This window comes from Alteribacter populi (assembly GCF_002352765.1).
Lineage (GTDB): Bacteria > Bacillota > Bacilli > Bacillales > Salisediminibacteriaceae > Alteribacter > Alteribacter populi.
Genome location: NZ_KZ293963.1, coordinates 1,610,265 through 1,634,684 on the forward strand (window position 1 = coordinate 1,610,265; position 24,420 = coordinate 1,634,684).

Genomic DNA, 24,420 nt, shown 5'->3' on the forward strand with positions numbered 1-24,420 from the left:
ACCATCTAACAATTTTATCCGAAACCCGCGGAATCATTGTTTACTAGTACCCTTTTATCGGGTCTCCGTTTTCATCAAGACCACTTTCCCATGGATCTGCATCCGCATCAGTTTCACCGGATTCGTTCGACTCTTTTTCATTTTCCGAGTCCCCGGCTCCCGAGCCCTCTTCATCTTTTTCATCAATACTATCGGAGCCGGTCGATCCAGAATTATTACCGTTATTTTCTCCCCCGGTCCAAGGATTTCCATCATCATTTTCACTTTCTTCGTTATCCCAAGGGTTTTCGTTTTCCTCATCTTCCCATGAGTCATCACCTTCATCAGGATCCCACGGGTCTGGAGTAGTGTCTTCTTCCTCTTCCTTAGCAAACCGTTCCTCGATACTCCATTCTTCCAGACGATGAACCGGTGGATAGTAATCTTCCGAAACAGTTTCTTCAATTCCTTCCTCACCTTCAATAGAGTCAATGGCACGAACAGTTTTTACTTGATAGCCTTGAGAGCCGTTTTCAATCACCTCCCGCTCACCTTCACTTCGTTCTTTTGTATAACGAACTCTCGTTTTCGGTTCGATTTGTGAAACCTGCTCCACATCAACTCGAATCGAATAAGGGAACGGGAGTCCATGAAGCTCAGCACGTAACTCATTATTATCAAAGTGTAATTGAAGTTCGTAGTCATGAGCATTCGGGTTAAAAAATACCAAGTCTTGCTCATCTGGGATCACATGAGCATCATAACCAAGAGGTACTCCATCATAAAGCTGGTGACGCTGAGACCGTTCAATCACTTCAAAGTTAGTTGATAATAAAACTTCATAAATAGCTGAAGCCAAAACTGTCAAAGATTCTCCTTCTACTGGTTGAATCTGGTGTTCATCCAGCGTTTGAAGAAGCGAAAAAGAACCTCCAGCAGGAATTATCACCGTAGATAAGGTTTGCAATAATTGGATAGAATCTTCGGCTTGCGGAATGTTTCGTTGCGCTGATTCCAACATCAAACTCGAAGGCTTTCTTTCTTCATACAAGTAATCGTGAATGTTTTTATCAACATCTTCAGCAGGAAGTTCCGATACACTCACTTCAAGATCTGCGACGAGTTCATCCATGTTCGTTTGCGATTCTACTTGCTCTTCAAAAACAAACAAGTTGAGTAGACGGACGATTTCTTCTCGATTGACAGTGACTTTAATTGCTTCTTCCCGACTTTCTCCTGAAAACATATGCTCTATAGATTGTTCAACTTCAAACGAAAAGGCTTCATTCGGAATCGTCACAGTCTCGTCATACCACTTCAGGTGAACCGAGGCTTCTGATTTCCATTGATTAATTTCAGCTTGTAAGGCAGATTTTGCTTCTTCTTCGCTCATTTCACTTACATCAACGGACGCTATTTGTGTCTCACGCTCTAACCTTTCTTCTTTCCACCACATGTCATACATGAGCGTTCCTGTATAGGAAAAAAGAGAAAGAAAAGCTACACTTCCTACGAGTACAAGTAGTGTTGCTGCAAACCATTCATGAAACCTCATCATTTTTCCTCCTGACTATCCGTTCACGGTGTTGGTCTTCGTCTTTGTATTCGACCGAATCGAACAATTACTGACGTTTTATTAATAATGACTGTTCTCCTATTTTAGTAATCGAATCTTCTTTATGGTACCGGACCTACCTTTTCTTATTGGTCGTTTTTGTATAACTTCTGCTCTGCTGACTTCTTCACCTCTGTTACCCTGTTCTCAGCTTGTACAATAGGATTTAGAAGTCTTTCTCTTTCAACATGTTGGTCTTTTCTCTCGTCTGAATCTCCTTTTTCTTTCCTCCATTCAATCAGTTCATCGTCAATAGCTGGAGAATTGGATTTCGCACCCTTTTCTAAATGGTCTGCTACTTGAAAAGACTCGGCGTTTTGTTTATCTTCTTCCTCATCAACACCTTCAGCGACGATCATTTGCTTGCCGATTAACCATGAAAAAACGAGCATGAAAACAAAAAGGGAAGTCACTGGTACCCACCATGGATAAAGGTGTAGAAGAGCGTATCCTCCAGCTGTCATTAAACCCGCCAATACAATAAGAAAGACTGTGAATGTTTTAGTAAATACTGATGGTAGCAAGATTAGCACTGGAATTAATAGAAGCATTCCTATGAAAACAAATAAATATTCTAGCAAAGTACTTCTCACCTACTTTATCTGAGTTAAGAACCTATTATCAAAATCTAGTTATTATTTTCATTTTATACCAGAGCTTACAACATTAAAAGGCTGCATGTCATCGATTTTTGTAATATTTGCACGATTAAAGGAACTTGCATCCCTTTATCACTAAAGGAAAATTGACTACCAATAACTCTTAGGAAGGTTATTTGACACGACTGATGGCGCCTGGAGCTAGACACCAGAACGTAGATTTTCTTAACTCTTAAAAAAACTGCATCAGCTCGCATGTTTTAAAGTCTCAAGGATGCTTTCCCCTTGAGACGAGCGGCGTGAAGGTAGCTGTCCTCTTATAAGTCTTATAAAATATACGTTTACTATACATATACGTACTACTTTTGAGAGGTTAGTAAGTACAAAAAGAAGCCTCTTATCCCTATTAGGATAAGAGGCTAAGAAAACTGGGCTACGCGGTTTCTTCCCTGTTGCTTTGCCCCAGTATACATGGCGCGATCAGCATTTCGTAACACAGCCATCGCACTTTCACCGGGCTCGGTTTTGCCGGCAACTCCAATGCTTGCTGTAACTTGTATACTTGTTTGTTTCCGTTCCTTTAAATCATCTTCAACAATAAAGATGTGGTTTTCTATAGCTAGTCGTAATGATTCCGCCATACTTTCTACAACGGTTAGATTTGTACCTTCTATTAAGACAACAAACTCTTCTCCTCCATAACGTGCCACCGTTCCGCAATGTCCAACCGTCTCCTCTAACAAATCAGCTACCTGGCAAAGAACTTCATTTCCACTATGGTGCCCGTATGTATCATTGACTCGTTTAAAATGATCAAGGTCGATGAGAATAATCGCCAATTGTCGTTCATTTAATTCACTTTTGCTTTCGTCAAATTTTTCTAACAGTAAATTTTCAAAGTAACGAAAATTATACAAGTTTGTAAGGGCACACCGTTCACTTTCCTGTTTCTTTTGAGCATAGTTTCGTGCATTCTGAATAGCAACACCCAGATAATTTGCCATAAACTCAAGGATCATCACATGCCGTTTCTCAAATGCTCGCTTTCTCTCGGAAGTCAAAGTGATAACTCCAACCGCCTCATGGTTTCGCATGACCGGTACACTAATAATCGAATGGGTGTTTGGATAATTATCATACTGACCCTGAGTCTCCCATTGCCTACGAGCATCATAATGAACTGAGCGGCCTTCATGAACGACCTTTTTACTTACAGCATCGCCATATAAGAGTGTCATTTCACTATAAGAATCTGGATGGAAAGAATCTTTCAATTTTAGTTGATTATCATTTCGCTCATATAAATAGATACGGTCTACTGGAAAAATCGCTTTCACATGCTCGAAAAATAATTCGATAATTCCTCTTACTGGTAAATTTTCGTTTATACGATATCCGTAGGCACTGACTTCCGTTAACAGCTTGTTCGTTTGTTTAGTATTATGAAATTGCTTTAATATGAGTGAAACACAAATAAAGGGGACACTCATTAACAAAATAGCAATAAAGCCGATCTGGTTGTACATCATCGTCAGGATAAGACCGACTGGGACAATCATCACAGCGGAAATTGCTTCCCACCGCAAGTCTTCATCCCAGAAATTGTGTTCTTTCTTTGTCATGTATTTTATCGCAAAATATATAAGGATATGGTTGGAAAAAAAGTATGTAACGGCATAACCAATGATCGGAATTCCATCATTAAAAAATGTCATTCTATCTACATTTCCAGTACTACCGCCTAAAAGGTAAAAAGCACCGGCTGCTAGAGCAGATGTACTTAAAAAGATAAGAGAGTTTAAAGGAATACGAAACAGTTCTTTTTTTGAAAGTTTTATTCTACTAAGTGCTGTGAATAAAGCTAGTTGAGTCACTGCCATTTCTACTATGATTCCAAATTGTAAAAACACGGCTAACGAAATACCGTGAAGTGGAATCAGTGACGTACTTTTAATACGAATCGGAAAGAGTGAAACGAGGAGAATGAGTACCGAAAATGCAATAACAGCAAAAACATTCTCTGTAGAGAACGCGACGATATGTTCATAAAACAAATAGATAAAGATTGGAAATACAAGAAACCAAAGTACCCAAAAGCTTTGCTTATTTTCCTCTGCCACAACTAATCCCCCCACTCCTACTTCCCCTATTAAAATCCTTTATTAGCTACGAAAGTATGATTTTTCCATCTAATCGTATTTTTATTCTATCATACCTCGTTCACTTTTGTTAATTCTATTATCTTAATTTTCAGATAGATAATAAGGTGTCAAGTAAAAAAAAGAGGACTAAACACTCAGTTTCTTTTGAAACAAAATGTGAATAGTCCTCGAAAATAGGTACTTTAGTCTATATCTTTTCTGTCATGCCATGTCGCATTCTCCCTACAAAATCTTGTGAACCGGTTATAATGATCCCATCTTCTTCTGCTAATCCCTGAAGCTTCTCTTCAAACCAATCGAGAGGGGTATCTGTTGTTTCAACGTACAGTGAATTATTCGTCAGTTCTGCTATTGAAGCTGCCCTCTTATGGTCAAATGATGTTACCACCACTTCCACAAAGGCGTCTTTTAACAGAGCGATCATCATTTGGTCATCTTTATCTTTCATTGCTGCAAACAAGACGGTAAATGTAGTGTTAGGGTACATCGTTTTAACTGATTTGACTAATGTTTCCACAGCCATTGGGTTATGTGCAGTATCAAGCAAAACAATTGGTTTTTCCTTTACCCTCTCCAGCCTTCCTGGGACCGCGGTTCTTTCGAGCCCAATTCTGATTGCTTCATCATCAATCATCATTGCATAATATTGTTTCATATAGTCCAATGCCATTAACGCTAAAGTAGCATTGATCACTTGATGGTCACCTAGCATCGTTAGTTTTAAGTTGTCCATTTGTTTGTAAGACGATTTATACTGGAATCTCGTTTCCATTTCCGTTCGGTTTTCGACTAGGTATCGTCCTTGTTTACCAGCTATGTAAAGTTTCGCATGCTTTATTCTAGATTCCTCTTCAATGACCGCAAAGGCCTCACCTTCAGCAGCTGTCATTACAGGTACACCTGATTTAATCACCCCTGCCTTTTCCCGGGAAATATCTCGAACGGTGTCGCCTAGCCATGCTTCATGGTCCTTACCTACGTTTGTGATAATTGTCACAAGAGGGGTAATTACATTAGTAGCATCTAGACGTCCTCCCATTCCAGTTTCAATAATAGCAATGTCTACTGGTTTAATTGTAGAGAAATAATAGAGGGCTGCTGTCGTTATCCGTTCAAATTCTGTTACTTCCGTTTGTAACTCCTGCTCCGTTTCCGTTATAGCTTCTTCGATTTCTTTTAAGCATTTGTGTAATTCTTCTTCTGAAATGTTTTCACCGTTAATCGAAATTTGTTCTGCAGGGGTTTCCCAATAAGGGGAGGTATACGTACCTACAAAGAAATTAGCTTCTTTTAACATTTCGCGTAGAAAAGCCGTCGTTGAACCTTTACCATTCGTTCCGGCAACATGAATCGTTTTCACTCTCCGTTCAGGATGACGGAGCTTTTCCATCAATCGTTCCATTCGTTCTAGTCCCATATTGATTGGCTGTTGTACGTCCATTCGTTCCATCTCCTCTTCATATCATTAAAAACCGTTGTACAGTGAAAGAATAACTTTGGTAAGATGAATACATTATGATACCCCCCTACATATTTTGAATAAACCTTCGACGAATTGCAATCGTTAATCAAAAACTTAAGGAGATCGCTTTCATGTATAATGGTTGGCTCGTTTATAACAGCAGTTTACAAACAGAAAAATTCATGGACTACGCGAGGTGGTTCCAAAAAGCAACGAAACAACTAGGTATGACAATGGATCTAATTCCAAACTGCGAACTACTTGTTACAATAATGAACGGTGAGAGTCAACTTAATGTTCCCCGTCAGTCAACATGGCCTGATTTTATCCACTTTGCAGATAAAGACATACACCTTGCCAAACAGCTAGAGCACGAAGGTATTCCGCTTTTTAACTCAAGTGAAGCCATCGCTCGTTGTGATAACAAAGCACTTATGCACCACTCCCTAGCAGGTCACAATATTCCAATGCCAAAAACAATCATTTCTCCTAAAGTGTTTGAGGGATGTGAACAGGGAAAATTAGACTACCTTCACACTGTAGTTGAGACATTAGGCTTTCCTCTCATTGTTAAAGAAGCCTTCGGATCGTTTGGACAACAAGTCTATAAAGTAGATACAATAGGAACATTAATGGAGCTTGTAAAAACGCTTAGTAGCAAAGAATTCATCTTCCAAGAAATGATTACTGAAAGTACAGGGAGAGATATCCGGTTGAATGTCGTTGGTGACCAAGTGATAACCGCTATGAAACGAACATCAGCAGTAGATTTTCGTGCAAACGTAACCGCGGGTGGTTCAACAACGCCATACAAACCTACACTTGAAGAAGAAGAATTAGCCATTCGCACAGCTAAAGCGATAGGAGCTGATTTTGCAGGTGTTGATCTGTTATTAGGGCAAGATGGACCCCTTCTTTGTGAAATCAATTCAAATCCTCACATCCGTAGTATTTACGAATGTACGGGAGTTGATGTTGCGCCAGCTATGGTTGAGCATATAAAAAATCGACTAACTTAGGACATCCCCCCTTACCTTGAAGAGCCCCAAATGATTACACATTTTGTGGCTCTTCCTTCTTATTTCTACTTGTTTTAACTTTTATTCTACCTTTATCAACCTCATCTGATAAAAACCACGTAGCTGCTTTTTATTAGGCTCTGTTAAAGTATTGTGATTCGCTTTCGGTGAACGCTTTCCGCGAGCACGACTAGAGCCTCCATGGCAGAAAAACACTGCCTGTGGAAAGCGAAGCCATGGAAGCGGCACCCTTTGTATTTGAGTTCTAGAGTTATTCAGCAATCCCTATTTTAATCCTTTAGAAAAGGCAAACTTTCTTAAATTAGAAAATAAGAAGCTGTCTCTATAGAGACAGCTTCTCCTACCAGGACCGTTATCCTTTTAATTCAGTAATACGTGCATCTACTTTATCTCGTTGTTCAAGATAATCTTTTTCTTTTGCACGTTCTGCTTCCACGACTTGATCCGGAGCTTTACTCACAAAGCCTTCATTTGAAAGTTTTTTCTGAACACGAGTAACCTCTTGATCGAGACGTTTCCTTTCATTTTCAAGACGGTCAATCTCTGCATCTAAATCGAGAAGTCCTTCTAGTGGTAAATACAATTCTACACCGGACAAAACAGAGGACATTGATTTTTCAGGTGCTGTTACGTCCACTCCCATCGTCAAGTCACTTGGGCGACAGAAGCGCTCCAAATAGGATTTTCCACGCACAAGTTGGGCTAAAACATCGTCATTGTCTGCTTTGATTTGTAGATCTACTTCCTTACTCATCGGAACATTTAGTTCCGCACGCGTGTTACGAACTGAGCGAATGATACTTTGAAGAAGCTCCATGTCTTTTACCGCTTGCTCATTCATGAGGTCTCTTTGTTTTTCCGGCCATTCTGCAACCGTGATGGACTCGCCTTCGTGTGGAAGGTGCTGCCAGATTTCTTCAGTAATAAATGGCATAAACGGGTGAAGCAGTCTAAGCGTATTATCGAGAACATACGCGAGTACTGAACGAGTGGTATGCTTTGCTTCTTCGTCTTCCCCGTTTAATGGAAGCTTTGCCATTTCAATATACCAATCACAGAAGTCATCCCAAATGAAGTTATAAAGAGCACGACCGACTTCGCCAAACTCATAAGTATCGATATGTTTTGTTACATGTTCCGTAGTCTCTTGTAGTCGCGTTAAAATCCAATCATCTGCAATAGATTTCTTTCCGCTCAAGTCTATGTCTTCATACTTCAAGCCATCCATGTTCATTAACGCAAACCTAGAGGCATTCCAGATTTTATTTCCAAAGTTCCAATTGGCTTCTACCTTTTCCCAATAAAAACGAAGGTCCTGACCTGGTGAACTGCCAGTAGATAGGAAGAAACGCAATGCGTCGGCGCCGTATTTATCGATCACATCCATTGGATCTACACCGTTACCAAGCGACTTACTCATTTTTCGTCCCTCAGCATCACGAACAAGGCCGTGAATGAGGACATCTTTAAATGGACGTTCACCTGTGAATTGAAGTCCTTGGAAAATCATTCTAGCTACCCAGAAATAAATAATGTCATATCCCGTTACAAGAACATCTGTCGTGTAGTAACGCTTAAAATCTGGTGCATTTTCATCTGGCCAGCCCATTGTAGAAAATGGCCACAATGCGGACGAGAACCACGTATCAAGGACGTCTTCGTCTTGCTCCCAGTTTTCAATGTCAGCAGGTGCTGTTTTTCCTACATATAGTTCACCTGTTTCTTTGTGGTACCAAGCAGGAATACGGTGACCCCACCATAATTGGCGTGAGATACACCAGTCGCGAATGTTCTCGATCCAGTGCATGTAGGTCTTTTCAAAACGGTCTGGAACAAAGTTAACTTTATCGTCAGCATTTTGCAACGCGATTGCTTGCTCTGCTAATGGGCCCATTTTAACGAACCATTGCGTAGAAAGGTAAGGTTCAACAACTGCACCGCTTCGCTCAGAATGGCCTACAGAATGCATGTGATCTTCAATTTTGAAAAGGACACCTTCATTTTGTAAGTCATTAACGATTTGTTTGCGGCACTCGAAACGGTCCATCCCTTGATATTTACCGGCATTTTCATTCATTTGTCCGCCTTCGTCCATTACAAGTACGCGTTCTAGGTCGTGACGGTTGCCGATTTCAAAGTCGTTCGGATCGTGAGCAGGAGTAATTTTTACCGCTCCAGAACCAAACTCCATGTCAACATAATCGTCAGCAACGATGTCAATTTCCCGTCCGACAATTGGCAGCTTTACTTTTTTACCAATTAAGTCTTGATATCGCTCATCTTTAGGATGCACAGCAACGGCTGTATCTCCAAGCATTGTCTCTGGGCGCGTGGTCGCTACTTCAATATGTCCGCTACCATCTGCTAGTGGATATTTCATATGATAGAAGCCGCCTTGAACATCTTTGTAAATTACTTCAATGTCAGAGAGCGCTGTTTTCGTTTGCGGGTCCCAGTTAATAATGTATTCACCACGATAAATAAGCCCTTCTTCATAAAGACGTACGAAAACTTCTCTAACCGCATTAGACAAACCTTCGTCTAACGTAAAACGTTCGCGGGAATAATCTAAAGACAAGCCTAATTTTGACCACTGCTGACGGATAAATTCAGCATATTCTCCTTTCCACTCCCAGGACTTCTCTAAGAATTTTTCTCTCCCTAGGTCGTGACGGCTGATGCCTTCCTCTTTAAGCTTTCCTTCAACTTTAGCCTGCGTTGCAATTCCCGCATGATCCATTCCAGGTAGCCACAAAGCATCATAGCCTTGCATTCGTTTTGTACGAGTCAGGATATCTTGAAGCGTCGTATCCCAAGCGTGGCCTAAATGAAGCTTTCCCGTTACGTTTGGCGGGGGAATCACGATTGTATAAGGCTCCTTATTTTCATCACCCGTTGCTTCAAAGAATTTTCCATTCACCCAGTACGGATACCACTTCGCTTCTGTAGCTTTTGGATCGTACTTTGGCGGCATTGAAACATTGTCATTGTTCATTGTTTTTCCTCCTTCATCTTCCTTTAATACACGTACGCTACGCATCTGCTGTTTTTGGAAACACAAAAAGCCCCCTTCGTCAAAGGACGAAGAGAGCTGTAGCTTCTCGCGGTACCACCTTTGTTTATTCTGCAAATGTCAACAAAAGACTCCTACAGAATACACTCAAGTGACGATAACGGCGTCATCCGGCTTTTACTAATAGTAACTTTCATCAAGACGTTCGCAAAAGCAACTCCGGGGCGACCTTCCATTTCTACATCCAAGAAAACCTCTCAGCACTTGGTTTTCCTCTCTTGTGGGCTCAAAATGTACTCTTCCCCTTCAAAGTATGTATACATGTGGTTTATTTTAAGTTAGAGGACGTTCAATAGTTGTCGAATCTATTCATTACGTAGCTACTCAACCCTCTTTTAAAACACATTATTACATCTATACGTTATTTTACTCTTTCTTCGTTTAATGTTCAATAGGCAGATATGGAATCTACCCTTTAAAAACATCTTCACCCTTCTGACGTTTTTTTATACTACTTTGTTGAAGTCTGTCCTACACAAACACACATTAAAGGCTTGCGCATAAAATAACATCACGAACAGTCTATAAGAGTAAAAAAAACGCTATGTAAATTTCTCATTCATCAAAGGAAGGGGGCAGAGTCAGTGAGTAAAAGGTTTAATAGAAATCGTTTGCCACTTTGGGGAAGGCGACTGATTGATGCTTTTTATCAATGCTTATTACCGATTATCTTCTTTCAGTTGATCAGGACCTTACTGTTTCCGAGTACCTTTGATGTCATCCTATTAGCAACGTTGGTTGTATTATACCTCTCTACAGTCCAAGGTTGGTTTAGCTGACATGTGAAATAAGAAGCTTCATGCCATAATATAATACTTTAGTAATTTAGTGACGCTTTATCGTTAGTGTTGCTATTTGTTTTTTGAGCGTTTTGGGCAAGCAAATGCTTGCCCAAAACGCTCAAAAAGCTATAAACAACCACCAGAGTTATTATGAATATTGTTCAGGTTCTTCTTTAAATAATCCACTCATAAGACGATGAATCCGATTCAAAGATAGAATCCGCCTTTCCAGGTGAGTAACGAGTTGAAGCTGCGATCGCTCCTGCTTTTCTTTTACATATAAGTCCACTGAATGAAAGACGCTTTCAGGAAAAGCTAGATAGCTAAGTAAAAGATGACGTTCTTCATCAAATAACGAAAAATGACGTTCATAAAGGTTTAACCAGTGCAGCCCTTCTGTTTCGTCCCATGGTTGGGTTTGAAAATAATGCCTGAATAAAATTGCTAATTCCCTTGCAGGGGTATCAAGGACAGCTTTTTCGAAATTTAAAAAGTAGCCTGAACCATACTGGTCAAATAATACATGCTTCCGGTTCAACTTACCGTGACAAAGAACACTTCTAAACCCTTTCTTTTCTTTGCATATGTCCACCCATGAAGAAAGGTGATTTTCAGCCTCTTCAGCCATTTGTACCATCCGTTGAAAGTGGGTTATAAAAGTTAATTCAAATGGAGACATATACATCTGGGTTTCAATTTGATCTGCAAATCGCTCCATTTCAAGCTTCCTTCGTTCCCACCTGTGCTGCAAAGTATCAAATGAAGCCTGGATGACCTCTTCTGTGTATTCCTGATTTTTTTCAGTTAAACCATGAAGTTTCGCTATCTCTTCAACCACGACATCCTCTTTACTAATAGGATGCTGGAAACGTTCATGACTTTGGTACCAGGGCATCAAATAATAAGCAAAATCCCCACGACGAACGAGGAAATCTCCATACTTGGTCTGCATGATAGGTACGACATAATGAAAACCAATCCGATCAAGTCTGCGCATAACATGGATAAACCAGTCGCCTTGTTCTTTTGACATTCGTGTTTGTTTTAAAGCAAACGTTCCTCTAGGTGTATAAACTTTTTTCACATTTCCGATTGTATCCATTCTCTCAGGATAAAGATCATACTGGAAAAGGACAGACCCTAAATGATCAAACGTTTTTGTTGTCAATTGGCCACCTTCTCTCTTTTCCCGTCTAACCATTGACTAAGGACAGTAACAAAAGCTCTTGACGCTTCCCACTGACGATACATTGCTTCGAGGTAAACATACGATTTTTCTTGGTTAACGGCTTTATTAATTCTGTCAACTGACTCAATAAAGTCCCACGGCATAAGGGCTTCTCGTAAAAGACAGATGGCAGTCTTGTCTCGAAAACCTTCCACTTTTTCTAGGGATGTTAACAACTGCTTAAACGATTTGCTCCCAAGCCTTTGTAAACAATCACTTAAAAAATACGCGAGAGATTTGTATCCTTTTTCCGGCTGAGAACCTTGAAACTCCCAAAACAGTTGACCATAAATCTCTTTACCTGCATCTAATGAAAACAATGGATCAATAACGATAGCTTTTGTTTTGAGAGGCAGCGTAAGCTTTTCTGCTTTTTGAAAACGAGTCACCGCTTCATCTAGCGTTTTTTTCAATATATTAACGACGATAGGATCTTGGTTAGTAGTGCATTCCTTCAGACAGTCTACAATCTTCTCCTCTGTTAAAGTCGGATTATGGGCGCAGCTGTCATCCATCTTCGTTCCAACGTGAAGGATCCCGCGAACAAATTCAGCTAATATCGCTTCTTTGTTTTGATATGAAAAAAGGGAAGTGACCTCATCGTGCAAGGTCAGCCACCCCTCCGAATAAAGAAAAGCCATGTCGCCATCTACAGTACGAATCATCCGGTTCGTTAAGCATACACCTTGATTATCAAACGCTTCACGCCACTGAATATGCCAATTCATCACCTGTTGCTGATCCCAAAAACGGACGATTTTGTTTCCTCTTTCCGTTTTTAACTTTTCTCCTTTTTGAATCCATTCCCCTGTTTCGAAGCCGTACGCTGCATTTAATTTCTCAATCTCGATCATCGAGCAGTCCCCCTATGAAGAGGATTGGGAGGTTTTTCTTGTTGGTATATATAATATTTGCCCCTCGTCAACTCTCTCTTCATTCAATTGGTTCGTTCTCATCAACTGACTTACCGGGATATCATAGCGTTCCGAAATGGTTTCAATTGATTCTCCAGGTTGAATAATACACATTCTCAAACGTGAAAACTCTTCTTCATTATCACGAGCAAGCATTTTTGTTAAATACAGAGCATTTTCTTCTCGTCCCTCATGTTCTTCTTCTTCAGTACTCTCTTCCTCCTCGTATTGATCTTCTACTTCCATTTTCGTTTCTTCTACGTACCTTACTTGTTCCATTCCTTCTTTATGATTTGTTTCAGGCTCTTCAAATTCGGGTTCGTTTTCTTGATTTTCTTCCTCAGTCGAACTTGAAAAATTGACAACCGGCTCATGATGAACTTCTTCGTGTTCCTCTTCTTCTTCCAAGTAATCACTGTTTCGCATTTCAGGCTGCGGCTCTTCTTCCAATGCTGGCCTTACCGATTCATAATGAAAGGACCGTTCCTCCTCCTCTTCTGCTTCTTCCTTTTTTTGCTCAGTTGTATTCGATTGGCTCGGGAACTCCCCTCGCATACCAGTAATGGATACATCCGCCTGAAGCTCAATACAGCCATTACCAGGCAAATCATAGTCAAACCCATCTACATTTACGTAAACGTCATCTAAACTGTGAATCCGATCTCTAGGAATAGTAACATCAATAGGAAACGGATGCTTGATTGTTCCTAAGCCTTCATCAGATATCCTTACTTCTTCAATAGATCTAAAAGACACTTGCTCAGATAAGCTCGCATCCCTTTGTTGTTGCGCTTCATCAACTTCTTTTCCTGGACGGTACTCTCCCGTTAACACGAGGTTTCCTTTTACAGTAACATGATCTTCCGCTTCATGAATTGAGATGTCAGGATCTAAAGATAAAGACAGGACATTTTCAATTTCCTGGCCTCGATTCAACCACACCGCTTCTTGAATCGAAAATGATAAGGTTGACGCCTGTTCATTGGCCACACAATTCTCCTCCTTTTATAAAAAAACTTGCTTTTTTCCGGTCAGTTCTTGATGTGATTATTTGTCCACTATGAAGACCATCTATGCCACTCATACGTTACACTTCTATGAGGTTAAAAAGATAATTATGCCTAGTTTTCAAAACTGGTGGGACGAGTTTATCTTTGGGTGATTTTTTCAGCTTTGAGTGTTTTTCTCACGAATTTAGAGCACTTTCTCACGACTCTGGGGCGCCTTCTTCCACCTTTGCGGGCCTATATCAGCGTAATTGGGACAGGTATCGGTGAAAAATAAAACTAATATCGAGGATTCAACAAAAATCAAGCCTCTCTTCTCCCGACTCTTGACGATACTCCTAACTTTCAGTGCATTTATCATTCCATCGCACAAAAAATATCCCACCTGTTAAAAAAACAGGTAGGATATCTTGATAGAAGGTGACCCGCACGATTATTGTTGGCGAATCTTTGCAAAAGCTTTTTCTGCTGCTTCAATTGTACGGTCTATGTCTTCTTCTGTGTGCTTCGTTGACAGGAACATTCCTTCAAATTGAGAAGGGGCAATGGAGATTCCTTCTTCAAGCATGTGGCGGAAATACTGCGTGAACATCTCCAAATCAGAGGATGATGCTTCATCATAGTTTGTAACCGGCCCGTCATTAAAGAAGAAGCCGACCATTGATCCTGCTCGATTTATCGTACAAGGGATCTCATACTTTTCTGCCGCCTTCGTCAAGCCGTCTTCCAAGCGCTTACCTAGCTGGGCAAACCTTTCATAATCCGCTTCACTTAACTGATCAAGCGTTTCGAAACCTGCTGTCATCGCAAGCGGATTTCCTGATAGTGTCCCCGCTTGATAAATCGGACCTGCTGGTGCTACGTGTTCCATTATTTCTTTTTTACCCCCGTAAGCTCCTACAGGAAGGCCGCCACCAATAACTTTACCTAGACACGTTAAGTCAGGTGTCACACCTAATTCACCTTGAGCACATTGATAGCCGACTCGAAATCCAGTCATGACTTCATCAAAAATCATCAGTGACCCGTAGCTCTCGGTGATTTCTCTTACTCCTTGTAGATAACCTTCCTTAGGTGGTACAACACCCATATTTCCTGCAACTGGCTCTAGAATAACGGCTGCAATGTCGTCACCAAACTCTTCAAACGCGTACTTTAGGCTCTCCATGTCATTGTATGGCACAGTGAGCGTGTTTTTCGCTACTGACTCCGGAACGCCAGGGCTATCTGGTAGACCAAGCGTTGCTACACCCGAGCCTGCCTTAATGAGTAAGGAGTCCCCGTGTCCGTGATAACACCCTTCGAATTTTACAATTTTATTTCTTCCTGTGTATCCTCTTGCAAGACGCAGCGCACTCATCGTTGCTTCGGTACCGGAATTGACCATTCTTACAATTTCAAAAGAAGGTACACGGTCAATAACTAGGTCTGCTAATTTCGTTTCAATTTCACTTGGTGCGCCAAAGCTTGTCCCTTTTTCAGTCATTTCTTTTAAGGATGCGACGACACGTTCATCCGCATGTCCTAATACGAGAGGTCCCCAAGACATGACATAGTCGATATATTCATTACCATCAATATCCCAAATGTGTGAGCCTTGGCCCTTCTCCATAAACACTGGATCCATCTTCACGGATTTAAACGCACGTACCGGGCTGTTTACACCTCCAGGCATGACTTTTTTCGCTTTTTCAAATGCTGCAATTGATTTATCTAGTTTCATATTATTCGCCTCCCTTATGATTCACCCTTTAACCACTTAGCTACGTCTTTTGCGTGGTAAGTTAAAATAAGATCTGCTCCGGCTCGCTTCATACTTAACAGCTTTTCCATGACGACCGCTTTTTCATCAATCCAGCCGTTTTCGGCAGCTGCTTTCACCATCGAATACTCGCCGCTCACATTGTATGCGACCATCGGGTACGGAAAACGTTCTTTCACTTCACGGATAATATCGAGATAGGAAAGCGCAGGTTTTACAATTAAAAAGTCAGCGCCTTCTTCGATATCAGACTCTGCTTCCCGAATTGCTTCTAAACGATTAGCAGGGTCCATTTGGTACGTTTTGCGGTCTCCTGATTTCGGAGAGCTGTGAGCTGCATCACGAAACGGACCATAAAAAGCCGATGCATATTTAACAGCATAACTCATTATTGGAATATCATGAAAGCCTGCTTCGTCTAACCCTTGACGGATCGCAGCAACAAATCCATCCATCATGTTGGAAGGCGCAATAATATCCGCACCTGCTTCCGCTTGAGAAACGGCTGTTTTAGCCAATAAAGTTAATGAATCATCATTAACAATTTCCCCTTCATGTACAACACCACAATGGCCGTGGTCTGTAAATTGACACAAACAAGTATCAGCAATGACCGTTGTTTCTGGGTACCGCTCTTTTATCTGCTGAATGCCACGTTGCACTATGCCATCCTTATCATATGCGGAAGAACCGACGTCATCCTTATCTGCTGGCACTCCGAACACAATAATCGTCTCAATGCCAAGTGCAATCACTTCATCGATCTCTTCATTTAACCGATCAAGAGACCATTGATACACCCCTGGCATAGATGGGACTTCATTTTTAATATCCGATCCCTCTATTACAAAAACCGGATAAATTAAATCTTCTGTATGAATGTGCGTTTCTCTTACAATATTTCGAATGCTGGAAGTACGGCGCAATCGACGGTGACGGTGAAAATCTAATGAATTCATCCTAATATCCTCCTAATCTTTTTTGATATACCTTAAATAGAAGGGCCTCTGTCGTATACTCTTCTGGGATGACCCATTGCTCTACTTGATACGACTCGAGGGCGGCGCTCGTAATTGGCCCAATCACGCTAAAACCATTATAATCTTGTAACTCATTTTTCTCCTGAGCTGATAGTGGTTTAAAAAACGCGTGTACTGATGATGGACTTAAAAAGGGGACGACATCGACTTCTTTTTCCACAATCATTCTATGTAATTCCAATGCCTGTCCTGTATTAAGCTTGGTGTAATACGCGATAGGTGCAATAACCTGAAATCCAGATTCCTTAAGTGTTGACTCTAGGACATCCCGGGCAAGACTGCTTCTTGGAAATAAAATCTTCTCCCCGTTATCAAGCTCATCAATTAAGACTTCAGCTAAATGTTCTGCATCAAAGCGGCGTGGCATAATCTCAGGAAAAAGCCCTTGCTCCTCAAGAAGTTGTTTCGTTTTTACCCCTACACAAGCGATCTTTTTTTGTTGCAGTTGTCGAATCTGACGATCAGATAAATGCCGAATAGTATAAAGGACTGCATTGGCACTTGTAAAAACAACACAATCCGTAGTGTTTAGTTTCTCTAGTTCAAAAGCTTTTGTAAAAGCAGAGTTACTCTCCGCAGGAAGGATCTCAAGCAAGGGAACCTCAACAGGAACACCGCCATGCTTTTCAATCAGACGGGAAAAGGGCTTCGCTTGATGCTTGGCCCTCGTGTTTGCGATCCGTAACCCGTCTAATGAAAAAGCCTCTGATCGTTTCATTAAAGATCGAGCTCCTGTTTAACTTTGTCCAAGACCTCTTTTGCTCCTTCATTCAATAAAAACTCTGCCACACGGTTTCCAAGAGCTACTGGGTCATCGCCAACTTCTGTACGCTTGAAAATCTGTTTTCCATCAGGAGAAGCAATGAGCGCTGTTAATGACACTCTTCCTTCATCTGTTAAAGTCGCATACCCTGCAATTGGTACCTGACACCCACCTTCAACAGTATGAAGAAATGCCCGCTCTGCAGCTACGGTTTTTGAAGTTACATCATCGTTAATCTTGGATAACAGTTCAATAAGTTCGTCATCATCTGCACGACATTCAATACCTAGAGCTCCTTGACCGACAGCTGGCAACGATATTTCAGGGTCTAAAAATTCCGTGACAATCTCTTCTGAACGGCCTACCCGCTCGAGTCCAGCAGCGGCTAAAATAATCGCGTCAAACTTTTCTTCCGTTAGTTTTCTCAGACGCGTATCAATATTGCCGCGAATCCACTGAATTTCTAAGTCTGGCCGTTCTGCAAGAACTTGAGCACTACGGCGCAAACTACTTGTTCCAACAATAGAGCCCGCTGGAAGGTCCTTTAACGTTTTATTGCTGTTCGAAATAAAGGCATCACGAGGATCAACTCGTTTAGGAACAGAAGCGATAGTTAACCCATCGGTTTCTCCAGCAGGTAAGTCTTTCATACTGTGAACAGACATATCGATTTCTTTATCAAACATCGCTTTTTGGATTTCTTTTACGAATAACCCTTTGCCACCGACTTTTGACAGAGTCACATCCAAAATCTTATCTCCCTTTGTCACAATTTCTTTTATCTCAAACTCAAAAGGTAAATTTAGCTTTTCAAGTTCTTGAATTACCCATTTCGTTTGTGTAAGTGCTAAGTTACTTCTTCTTGAACCGAGAACTATTTTTCGCATAAAAACCTCCACTGAACATTCGTATATTGAAACTTACGGGTTAATACCACAAGTGAAACTCTGAAAAAGAGCTGGACAAAAAGTAATTTACGAGCAGAACTAAAAAGGCTGCAATATTAAATAGCGCCAAACCGTACCCCCGTTTCTTTTTGACCACAAATTGAAAAAGGTACACTCCATAAACGATGATGACAACAAAGCTCGACATCACTTTTAAGTCATTCCAAGGAACCGTCCCGAATTCAATCCACGCCCATACAACGCCTAAAATTAACCCGACTACCATTAACGGAAACCCGACGAGTGTGAAAATGTAAGAAAACTTCTCAAGCTTGGCTAAGTCGCCAATTCGAAACATTCGTTTTCCCCATTGCTTTTCTTTTAACATATGGTGCTGAAGCATATACATAAATGAAAAGGCAAAAGAAAGTGTAAACGCCCCGTATGAAATTAAGATAACAGAAACATGTATGGCCAATAGCTCCAAAATCAATAAACTTCTAAGCTGTTCTGAAACATCGCCTGAGGGGGTAAAAACGCTAATTGTCATGATGATAAAGCCGACGATATTGACAAAAAAGATAAGAAAATCCATTCGGAACAGGCGATTAATGACTAAGGAAAAGCTTACCAGTATCCACGCATATAGAAAGAGCCCTTCAAATATGGTCATTAAGGGCAATCGATTAAACTCCAGCATTCTTAATATGAAAAAAACAAACTGAAGCAACCAGACAATAGAAAGCAACCAGAAGGCAATGCGATTCACCTTCTGGTTGTTTTGAATGAAATCAATGAAATAACCTAGGACACTTAATAAATACAATACGATGATCAACATATAAAGCGTGTTTAACAGCATATCCCAGCCCCCCCTTTTCCTCTAAGAGCGGACAAAAGCCTTGGTTGGTTCACGAGTGAGTTCAGCTTTTCTCTTTTGAAGATTCCATTCCCTTTCTGCTTTGTTAATGTAAATATCAAATTGAGGCTGATCACTTTCTTCAAGTTCTTTTTCAACACCAAATAGTTTCGTTACAAGAGCCAGTGATTCTGCGGCATCATCTTCTTCAGGTAATTCTTTTACTGCAGTTATAGGATCTCTTAGAATTTGGTTAATAACGCTTTTCATATGTTTTCTGATGACTTTTTTCTCGCGCTCTGTCAAATCTGTCAGTTTACGCTCTAAGCTCTCCATCGTGTCTGCTTGTATTGATAGTGCCTTCGTTCGGATAGCTGAGATGACCGGAACAACACCTAGTGTGTCTAGCCAATAGCTAAAAGCAATTAAGCCTTCTTCAATCATTAGCTCAATTTTTTCCGCTTCTTTTTGGCGTACTTCCAAGTTAGCAGCAACAATCCCTTGCAAATCATCAATGTCATAGAGGTAGACATTTTCTAAGTCTCCAATTGCCGGGTCAATATCTCTCGGAACCGCAATGTCCACTAAAAAGAGCGGCCGTCCGTTACGATTCTTCACCATATTCAGCATTGAATCCTTAGTAAGTACGTAATCTGAAGATCCAGTGGAACTGATAAGGATGTCTGCGGAACAAAGAGCTTCATCCATTTCATCCATAGAACGAGAGATCCCATTAAACTTTGTCGCGAGATCTGCTGCTTTTTCTTTCGTACGGTTCATGACTGTAATATCATTGACACCGCTCGCATCAAGGTGTTTCGCTGTAAGTTCACTCATCTTCCCAGCACCCAAAACTAAAACATCTTTTTGTTGGAAACCACCGAAAATCTTTTTACCTAACTCTACAGCGGCGTAGCTTACTGACACGGCATTTTCACCAATGCTTGTCTCAGAATGAGCTCTCTTGGCTAACGTAACAGCTTCTTTAAATAAGTGATTAAAAATCGTACCTGTTGTTCCCTGTTGTTGCGCTGTGGAAAAACTATTGCGGATTTGCCCAAGAATCTGAGTCTCTCCGACAACCATAGAATCCAATCCACACGTCACACGATAAAGGTGCTCAACAGCACTATCATCTTCACGGATTTGAAGGTATGGTGTGAACTCTTCTTTTGGCATATCAAACCACTCAGATAGAAATGCCTTTGTATAATAACGGCCGGTATGGAGCTGGTCCACCACCGCATAAATTTCAGTACGGTTACAAGTAGAAACAATCACACATTCCAACATACTTTTAGAGCCTCTGAGTTTATCCAAAGCCCCTTGAAGATCATCTTGGAACGTAAATTTTTCTCGAATTTCTACTGGAGTTGTTTTATAATTCAAACTGACGACAAGGATGTGCATCATTTCACCCCCGATAACGGTGTAAGTCTTTGTAAGCGACGTGCAGTAAAGCTGAATCAATTCGACTTCTTTAATGAACTCGCTAGTGTAATATATAACGAAAACGATCATTCATAATTTTTACACATACCTAAATCATTGTATCATGTAAAAACGGTAAAGTGGAAGGCTCGTTTTACATTCTGTCATTATTATAACATTCAAAAGGACGGTTACAAAAAGAAAGGTTTGAACAGATTATGAAAATTTCTTTGGTATAAAAAAAGCGCAAGGAGGACGCTTTCACCCAGGGCACAAGTGCGACATCCGTTCTGCCTTCACTTCGTTCGGATTCACGGTGTCTTCTTTGCTGCGAGGTCTTCAGCTGCTCCTGCGGTCCTCGTCGCAAAAAACCATTGTTGCTTTTCCCGCTGGAGTCGCCGTCTTCCGCTCTTTCCTTCTATAAATCAAAAATAACAATCTATACGAAAAGAACCCTTTTAAAAAAACGTCAGCTACCGGAGCATATTTTAAAGTCTCAAGGGCGCTTTTCCTTTGAGACGAGCGGCGTGTAAGGAGCTGTCACCTTATCAATTAGTACCTTTCAAACAAAGACAATCTGTAACCTTTGGACAAAATGGGGTCATTCAACATCACCTGGTAAAGTATTATTCCCGGCCCTCCCATTTTTATCCTTTCGCCGTGATTAGGAAAGTATCCACTTTTAACGTTAAAGCGCAACAAACTTTACGAAAACAACCTTTATATAAAAGTCTTTCAGAAAAGAGGTATCTTATGCTATGAAAAGAAATAATCTCATTCCCGGACTAGTTCTCATTGCAATCGGCTTTTATTTTTTCGCTAAACAAATGGACTGGAATATTCCATTTGCACAAGTTGTATTTGCTTGGCCTTCGATTTTAGTCGTAATTGGTTTGATGTTTTGCTTTCAGGCTTTCTCCAATAAAGACGAAAGTCAAACCTTTAGTGGCGTCACACTATTAGGTTTCGGCCTCCATTTTCACGCCGTTCATACGTTCTCACTTTGGTCCCACCATTGGGGTTACTTTACATTCATCCTCGGAGTCGCGTTTCTTGCCAAATATAGTGTTCGAAAAGCCGAGGGATTGCTTCCTGGGATTGTGTTACTTGCCATCTCGATATTGTCTCTCTTTTATCAAGGTGTATTTGACTGGATTAGAGAATCACTCGGTATCTTCCAGCAATACTGGCCTTTGATTTTTATCGTTATTGGAATTTACTTATTATTTTTCAAAAAAAAATAACCGAGCTTGGAATACAACCCAAGCTCAGTTATTTTAAGATTACAGGACTTTACTTAAAAATTCCTGTGTACGCTTTTCTTTTGGATTTTCAAACAACTCTACTGACTCGCCTGTTTCAACGATTCTTCCATCATGCATATAAACCGTATAATCCGCTACTTCTTTCGCAAACCCCATCTCATGAGTAACGACAATCATCGTCATCCCCTCTTTCGCCAGCGCTTTCATTGTTTCTAGCACTTCACCCACGAGTTCAGGGTCAAGAGCAGATGTAGGTTCATCAAAAAGCATGATGTCGGGCTTCATCGCTAACGCACGAGCAATCGCAACACGCTGTTTTTGCCCGCCTGAAAGCTTACCTGGATACACATCGTACTTATCTCCAAGTCCCACTTTGTCCAAAAGCTGTTTTCCTTCATCAGTGGCTTGATTCTTTGCTGTTTTTTTCACCATAATTGGGGCTTCAATAACGTTTTCAAGCACTGTCTTATGAGGAAATAAATTAAAATGTTGGAACACCATTCCCACTTTTTGACGTACTTCGTTGATGTTATGCGTCTTTGTTTCAATTTGTTCACCTTCAAAGATAATCTTTCCGTTATCCTTTACTTCTAAGAAATTCAAACAGCGAAGTAGGGTACTTTTACCAGATCCACTTGCTCCGATTAAACAGACTACTTCGTTTTCATTTACTTCTAGATCAACATCCTTCAAGACGTGAAGATCTCCAAAGGATTTATTTAATTTTTCTACACGTATCATTTCAGTCATGGCAAATCCCTCCTACCGATCACTCGCGGACAAGCGGTGTTCTAATCTGTTGACAACCCAAGTTAAAATCAAGACAAGGATTAAATAGTACAAGGCTACGATGACATAAGTTTCCATATAATTTAACGTCCCAGCAGCAACCCCCTGAGCGAGCCTGAAAAGTTCTGGTATGGCAACAAATGCAGCCAAAGATGAATCTTTTAAAGCAATAATAAATTGGTTTCCGAGCGGGGGAACTGCCCGTCTTAACGCTTGCGGCATAATGATTCTTCTCATTGTAAGCGCTTGTGTCATTCCTAACGAACGCCCCGCTTCCATCTGTCCCTTATCAATCGATTGGATAGCCCCTCGAAATATTTCGGCAATATAAGCTGAATTGTGAATAGCAAGGGCTAAAGATGCAGCCCAGAAAGAAGACAATTGAATGACATTTGAAAATCCGAAGTACAAAACAAAAATCTGCACAATTAACGGGGTACCTCGGATAATTGTAATGTATATATCAGACAAAGTTCTCATCCCAGGAATTCCTGAGAGCTTAACTAAAGCAACGAAGACCCCGATAACCATACCGATTAAAATCGCAGCAATCGTTATACGCAAGGTCACCCCTGCTGCTTCTAGAAACAATGGCGAGGTACGAATTAATTCTGAAAAAAATGTCTCTAAGTTAAATACATTTCCTAGGATCACTACTGTCACCTCATTCAAGTTATGTAGAAGGAAAAATGTGCACTAACAAAGTGCACATTTAACCAAGATTATTCTTGACTAATATCTTCATCAAAGTAACGACTGTTGATTTCTTCATAGGTGCCATTTTCTTTTAACGCTGCCAGCGCTTCATTGATCGCTTCTAGAAGCTCTTCTTCTCCGTTCCTTACAGCGACTGCCATCTCTTCAACATCGATAAGTTCTCCGGCTGTTTGAATTTCAAGACCAGCGTCTTCAATATTGATCAGCCCTACTAATCGATCGGTAATGACAGCATCATGTCTTCCTTGTGACAGTGCTTGAAGAGCGACTACATCTGAATCGTACACAACGACATTCGTTGTATAGTCTTCGATCATCGTTTGATATGTCGTTCCTTCTGCAACAGCAACCTCTGTGTCTTCATTTAAATCTTCTAATCCACTAATGTCACTATCAGGACGAACGAACACTTGAGCCCCTGAAATATAATATGGATCGGAAAAATCAACATTCTCTTGTCGCTCTTCCGTTATTCCCATACTGCCGATAATAGCATCGTAACGTTCATCTTGAAGACCTAAGATAATGGAGTTAAAAGTAATTTGATAAGGATCCCCTTCAAGCCCCATCTCTTCTGCTAGTGCCATGCCGATATCTACGTCAAACCCGGCTAGTTCTCCATTTTCATCGGTATAACTAAAGGGACGGTATTCACCAGATAATGCATAAACAAAAGTACCCTCGTCTAAAGTCAGTTCATCTGCTCCCCCTTCTCCATTATCACCGTTAGCATCGTCACCTGTTGCTTCTTCCCCTTCACCACAGGCGGCTAACACCATAGTCGCTGCTAAAGTCATTGGAACAAATCCTTTAAGTAATTTCTTCATCGTAATGTTCTCTCCCCTTTTTATGTTTTAACCCCAGAGATCGGAGTCCGTTCCAAAGCTGATCTAGAATCGGAAAATTGCAAATTTTAAAATGATTATTTATTTTACTATCATAGCAAAATATTAAATCATTACACAAAATGATGGGATCTGAATATTCAGTCAAATCAATCTTTGTCATGGGATTGATAGGGGTAGTATGTACTATTCTAAAAATCG

20 protein-coding genes and 1 other annotated feature are annotated in these 24,420 nt (G+C 40.7%); of the genes, 3 read left to right on the top strand and 17 right to left on the bottom strand.

Features of this window, described 5'->3' with window-relative positions:
• Positions 1-43: 43 nt before the first annotated feature.
• From CDZ94_RS07910 to CDZ94_RS07925, 4 genes are all read right to left on the bottom strand, one after another.
• Positions 44-1,534, bottom strand: a complete 1,491-nt coding sequence (locus tag CDZ94_RS07910; protein WP_157911720.1) for a VanW family protein — start codon at positions 1,532-1,534, stop codon at positions 44-46.
• 146 nt (positions 1,535-1,680) lie between these two features.
• Entirely contained in the window at positions 1,681-2,175 is a 495-nt protein-coding gene (locus CDZ94_RS07915) for a hypothetical protein (RefSeq protein ID WP_096435955.1), read from the bottom strand.
• Positions 2,176-2,612: 437 nt separating this feature from the next.
• Positions 2,613-4,328: a sensor domain-containing diguanylate cyclase gene (locus CDZ94_RS07920; protein ID WP_096435956.1), complete on the bottom strand. Its 1,716-nt coding sequence runs from the start codon at positions 4,326-4,328 to the stop codon at positions 2,613-2,615.
• 214 nt (positions 4,329-4,542) lie between these two features.
• Positions 4,543-5,796 (bottom strand): bifunctional folylpolyglutamate synthase/dihydrofolate synthase, encoded by a 1,254-nt coding sequence (locus CDZ94_RS07925; RefSeq protein ID WP_157911721.1) that lies wholly within the window; start codon positions 5,794-5,796, stop codon positions 4,543-4,545.
• 152 nt (positions 5,797-5,948) lie between these two features.
• On the opposite strand from CDZ94_RS07925, the gene CDZ94_RS07930 reads away from it, so the two are divergent.
• On the top strand, positions 5,949-6,836 hold the full coding sequence (locus CDZ94_RS07930) for an ATP-grasp domain-containing protein (protein WP_198520815.1): 888 nt from the start codon (positions 5,949-5,951) through the stop codon (positions 6,834-6,836).
• A 373-nt stretch (positions 6,837-7,209) separates the two neighbouring features.
• On the opposite strand, the gene CDZ94_RS07935 is transcribed toward CDZ94_RS07930, so the two are convergent.
• Positions 7,210-9,852, bottom strand: coding sequence for a valine--tRNA ligase (locus CDZ94_RS07935; protein ID WP_096440662.1), 2,643 nt, complete (start codon positions 9,850-9,852; stop codon positions 7,210-7,212).
• Between the two features lie 79 nt (positions 9,853-9,931).
• Positions 9,932-10,189, bottom strand: a binding site (T-box leader).
• A 325-nt stretch (positions 10,190-10,514) separates the two neighbouring features.
• Here CDZ94_RS07935 and CDZ94_RS07940 point away from each other — a divergent pair.
• Positions 10,515-10,709: a hypothetical protein gene (locus tag CDZ94_RS07940; protein WP_096435959.1), complete on the top strand. Its 195-nt coding sequence runs from the start codon at positions 10,515-10,517 to the stop codon at positions 10,707-10,709.
• Positions 10,710-10,860: 151 nt separating this feature from the next.
• Here the strand turns inward: CDZ94_RS07940 and ysxE are convergent, their stop codons facing one another.
• The 9 genes from ysxE to hemA all read right to left on the bottom strand — a co-directional run bounded on the left by ysxE (position 10,861) and on the right by hemA (position 20,582).
• Entirely contained in the window at positions 10,861-11,880 is a 1,020-nt protein-coding gene (gene ysxE, locus CDZ94_RS07945; protein WP_157812137.1) for a spore coat protein YsxE, read from the bottom strand.
• The gene (locus CDZ94_RS07950; protein ID WP_096435961.1) at positions 11,877-12,794 is read right to left on the bottom strand and encodes a hypothetical protein; all 918 of its coding nucleotides are present in this window, start codon (positions 12,792-12,794) and stop codon (positions 11,877-11,879) included. The genes ysxE and CDZ94_RS07950 overlap by 4 nt, the downstream gene beginning before the upstream one ends.
• Before the next feature lie 12 nt (positions 12,795-12,806).
• The gene (gene spoVID / locus CDZ94_RS07955) at positions 12,807-13,844 is read right to left on the bottom strand and encodes a stage VI sporulation protein D (protein ID WP_096435962.1); all 1,038 of its coding nucleotides are present in this window, start codon (positions 13,842-13,844) and stop codon (positions 12,807-12,809) included.
• Positions 13,845-14,294: 450 nt separating this feature from the next.
• Positions 14,295-15,584, bottom strand: a complete 1,290-nt coding sequence (hemL, locus tag CDZ94_RS07965; RefSeq protein ID WP_096435964.1) for a glutamate-1-semialdehyde 2,1-aminomutase — start codon at positions 15,582-15,584, stop codon at positions 14,295-14,297.
• A 14-nt stretch (positions 15,585-15,598) separates the two neighbouring features.
• Positions 15,599-16,582: a porphobilinogen synthase gene (gene hemB, locus CDZ94_RS07970; RefSeq protein ID WP_096435965.1), complete on the bottom strand. Its 984-nt coding sequence runs from the start codon at positions 16,580-16,582 to the stop codon at positions 15,599-15,601.
• Between the two features lies 1 nt (position 16,583).
• Complete coding sequence (locus tag CDZ94_RS07975; RefSeq protein WP_096435966.1) at positions 16,584-17,381, bottom strand: uroporphyrinogen-III synthase; 798 nt, start codon at positions 17,379-17,381, stop codon at positions 16,584-16,586.
• Positions 17,381-18,313 carry a hydroxymethylbilane synthase gene (hemC, locus tag CDZ94_RS07980; protein WP_096435967.1) on the bottom strand — a complete coding sequence of 311 codons (933 nt, stop codon included), beginning with the start codon at positions 18,311-18,313 and terminating at the stop codon, positions 17,381-17,383. Before hemC ends, CDZ94_RS07975 begins: the two co-directional genes overlap by 1 nt.
• 40 nt (positions 18,314-18,353) lie before the next feature.
• Positions 18,354-19,175 (bottom strand): cytochrome C assembly family protein, encoded by an 822-nt coding sequence (locus CDZ94_RS07985; RefSeq protein ID WP_096435968.1) that lies wholly within the window; start codon positions 19,173-19,175, stop codon positions 18,354-18,356.
• 21 nt (positions 19,176-19,196) lie between these two features.
• Entirely contained in the window at positions 19,197-20,582 is a 1,386-nt protein-coding gene (gene hemA / locus CDZ94_RS07990) for a glutamyl-tRNA reductase (protein ID WP_096435969.1), read from the bottom strand.
• Positions 20,583-21,361: 779 nt separating this feature from the next.
• On the opposite strand from hemA, the gene CDZ94_RS07995 reads away from it, so the two are divergent.
• Positions 21,362-21,847, top strand: a complete 486-nt coding sequence (locus CDZ94_RS07995; protein ID WP_096435970.1) for a LiaI-LiaF-like domain-containing protein — start codon at positions 21,362-21,364, stop codon at positions 21,845-21,847.
• A gap of 39 nt (positions 21,848-21,886) precedes the next feature.
• Here the strand turns inward: CDZ94_RS07995 and CDZ94_RS08000 are convergent, their stop codons facing one another.
• From CDZ94_RS08000 to CDZ94_RS08010, 3 genes are all read right to left on the bottom strand, one after another.
• Positions 21,887-22,618 carry an amino acid ABC transporter ATP-binding protein gene (locus CDZ94_RS08000; RefSeq protein ID WP_096435971.1) on the bottom strand — a complete coding sequence of 244 codons (732 nt, stop codon included), beginning with the start codon at positions 22,616-22,618 and terminating at the stop codon, positions 21,887-21,889.
• Positions 22,619-22,630: 12 nt separating this feature from the next.
• Positions 22,631-23,311, bottom strand: coding sequence for an amino acid ABC transporter permease (locus tag CDZ94_RS08005; RefSeq protein ID WP_425352527.1), 681 nt, complete (start codon positions 23,309-23,311; stop codon positions 22,631-22,633).
• Between the two features lie 68 nt (positions 23,312-23,379).
• A complete protein-coding gene (locus CDZ94_RS08010; protein WP_096435972.1) occupies positions 23,380-24,201 on the bottom strand; it encodes a transporter substrate-binding domain-containing protein in 822 nt (273 codons plus the stop codon).
• Positions 24,202-24,420 lie beyond the last annotated feature (219 nt).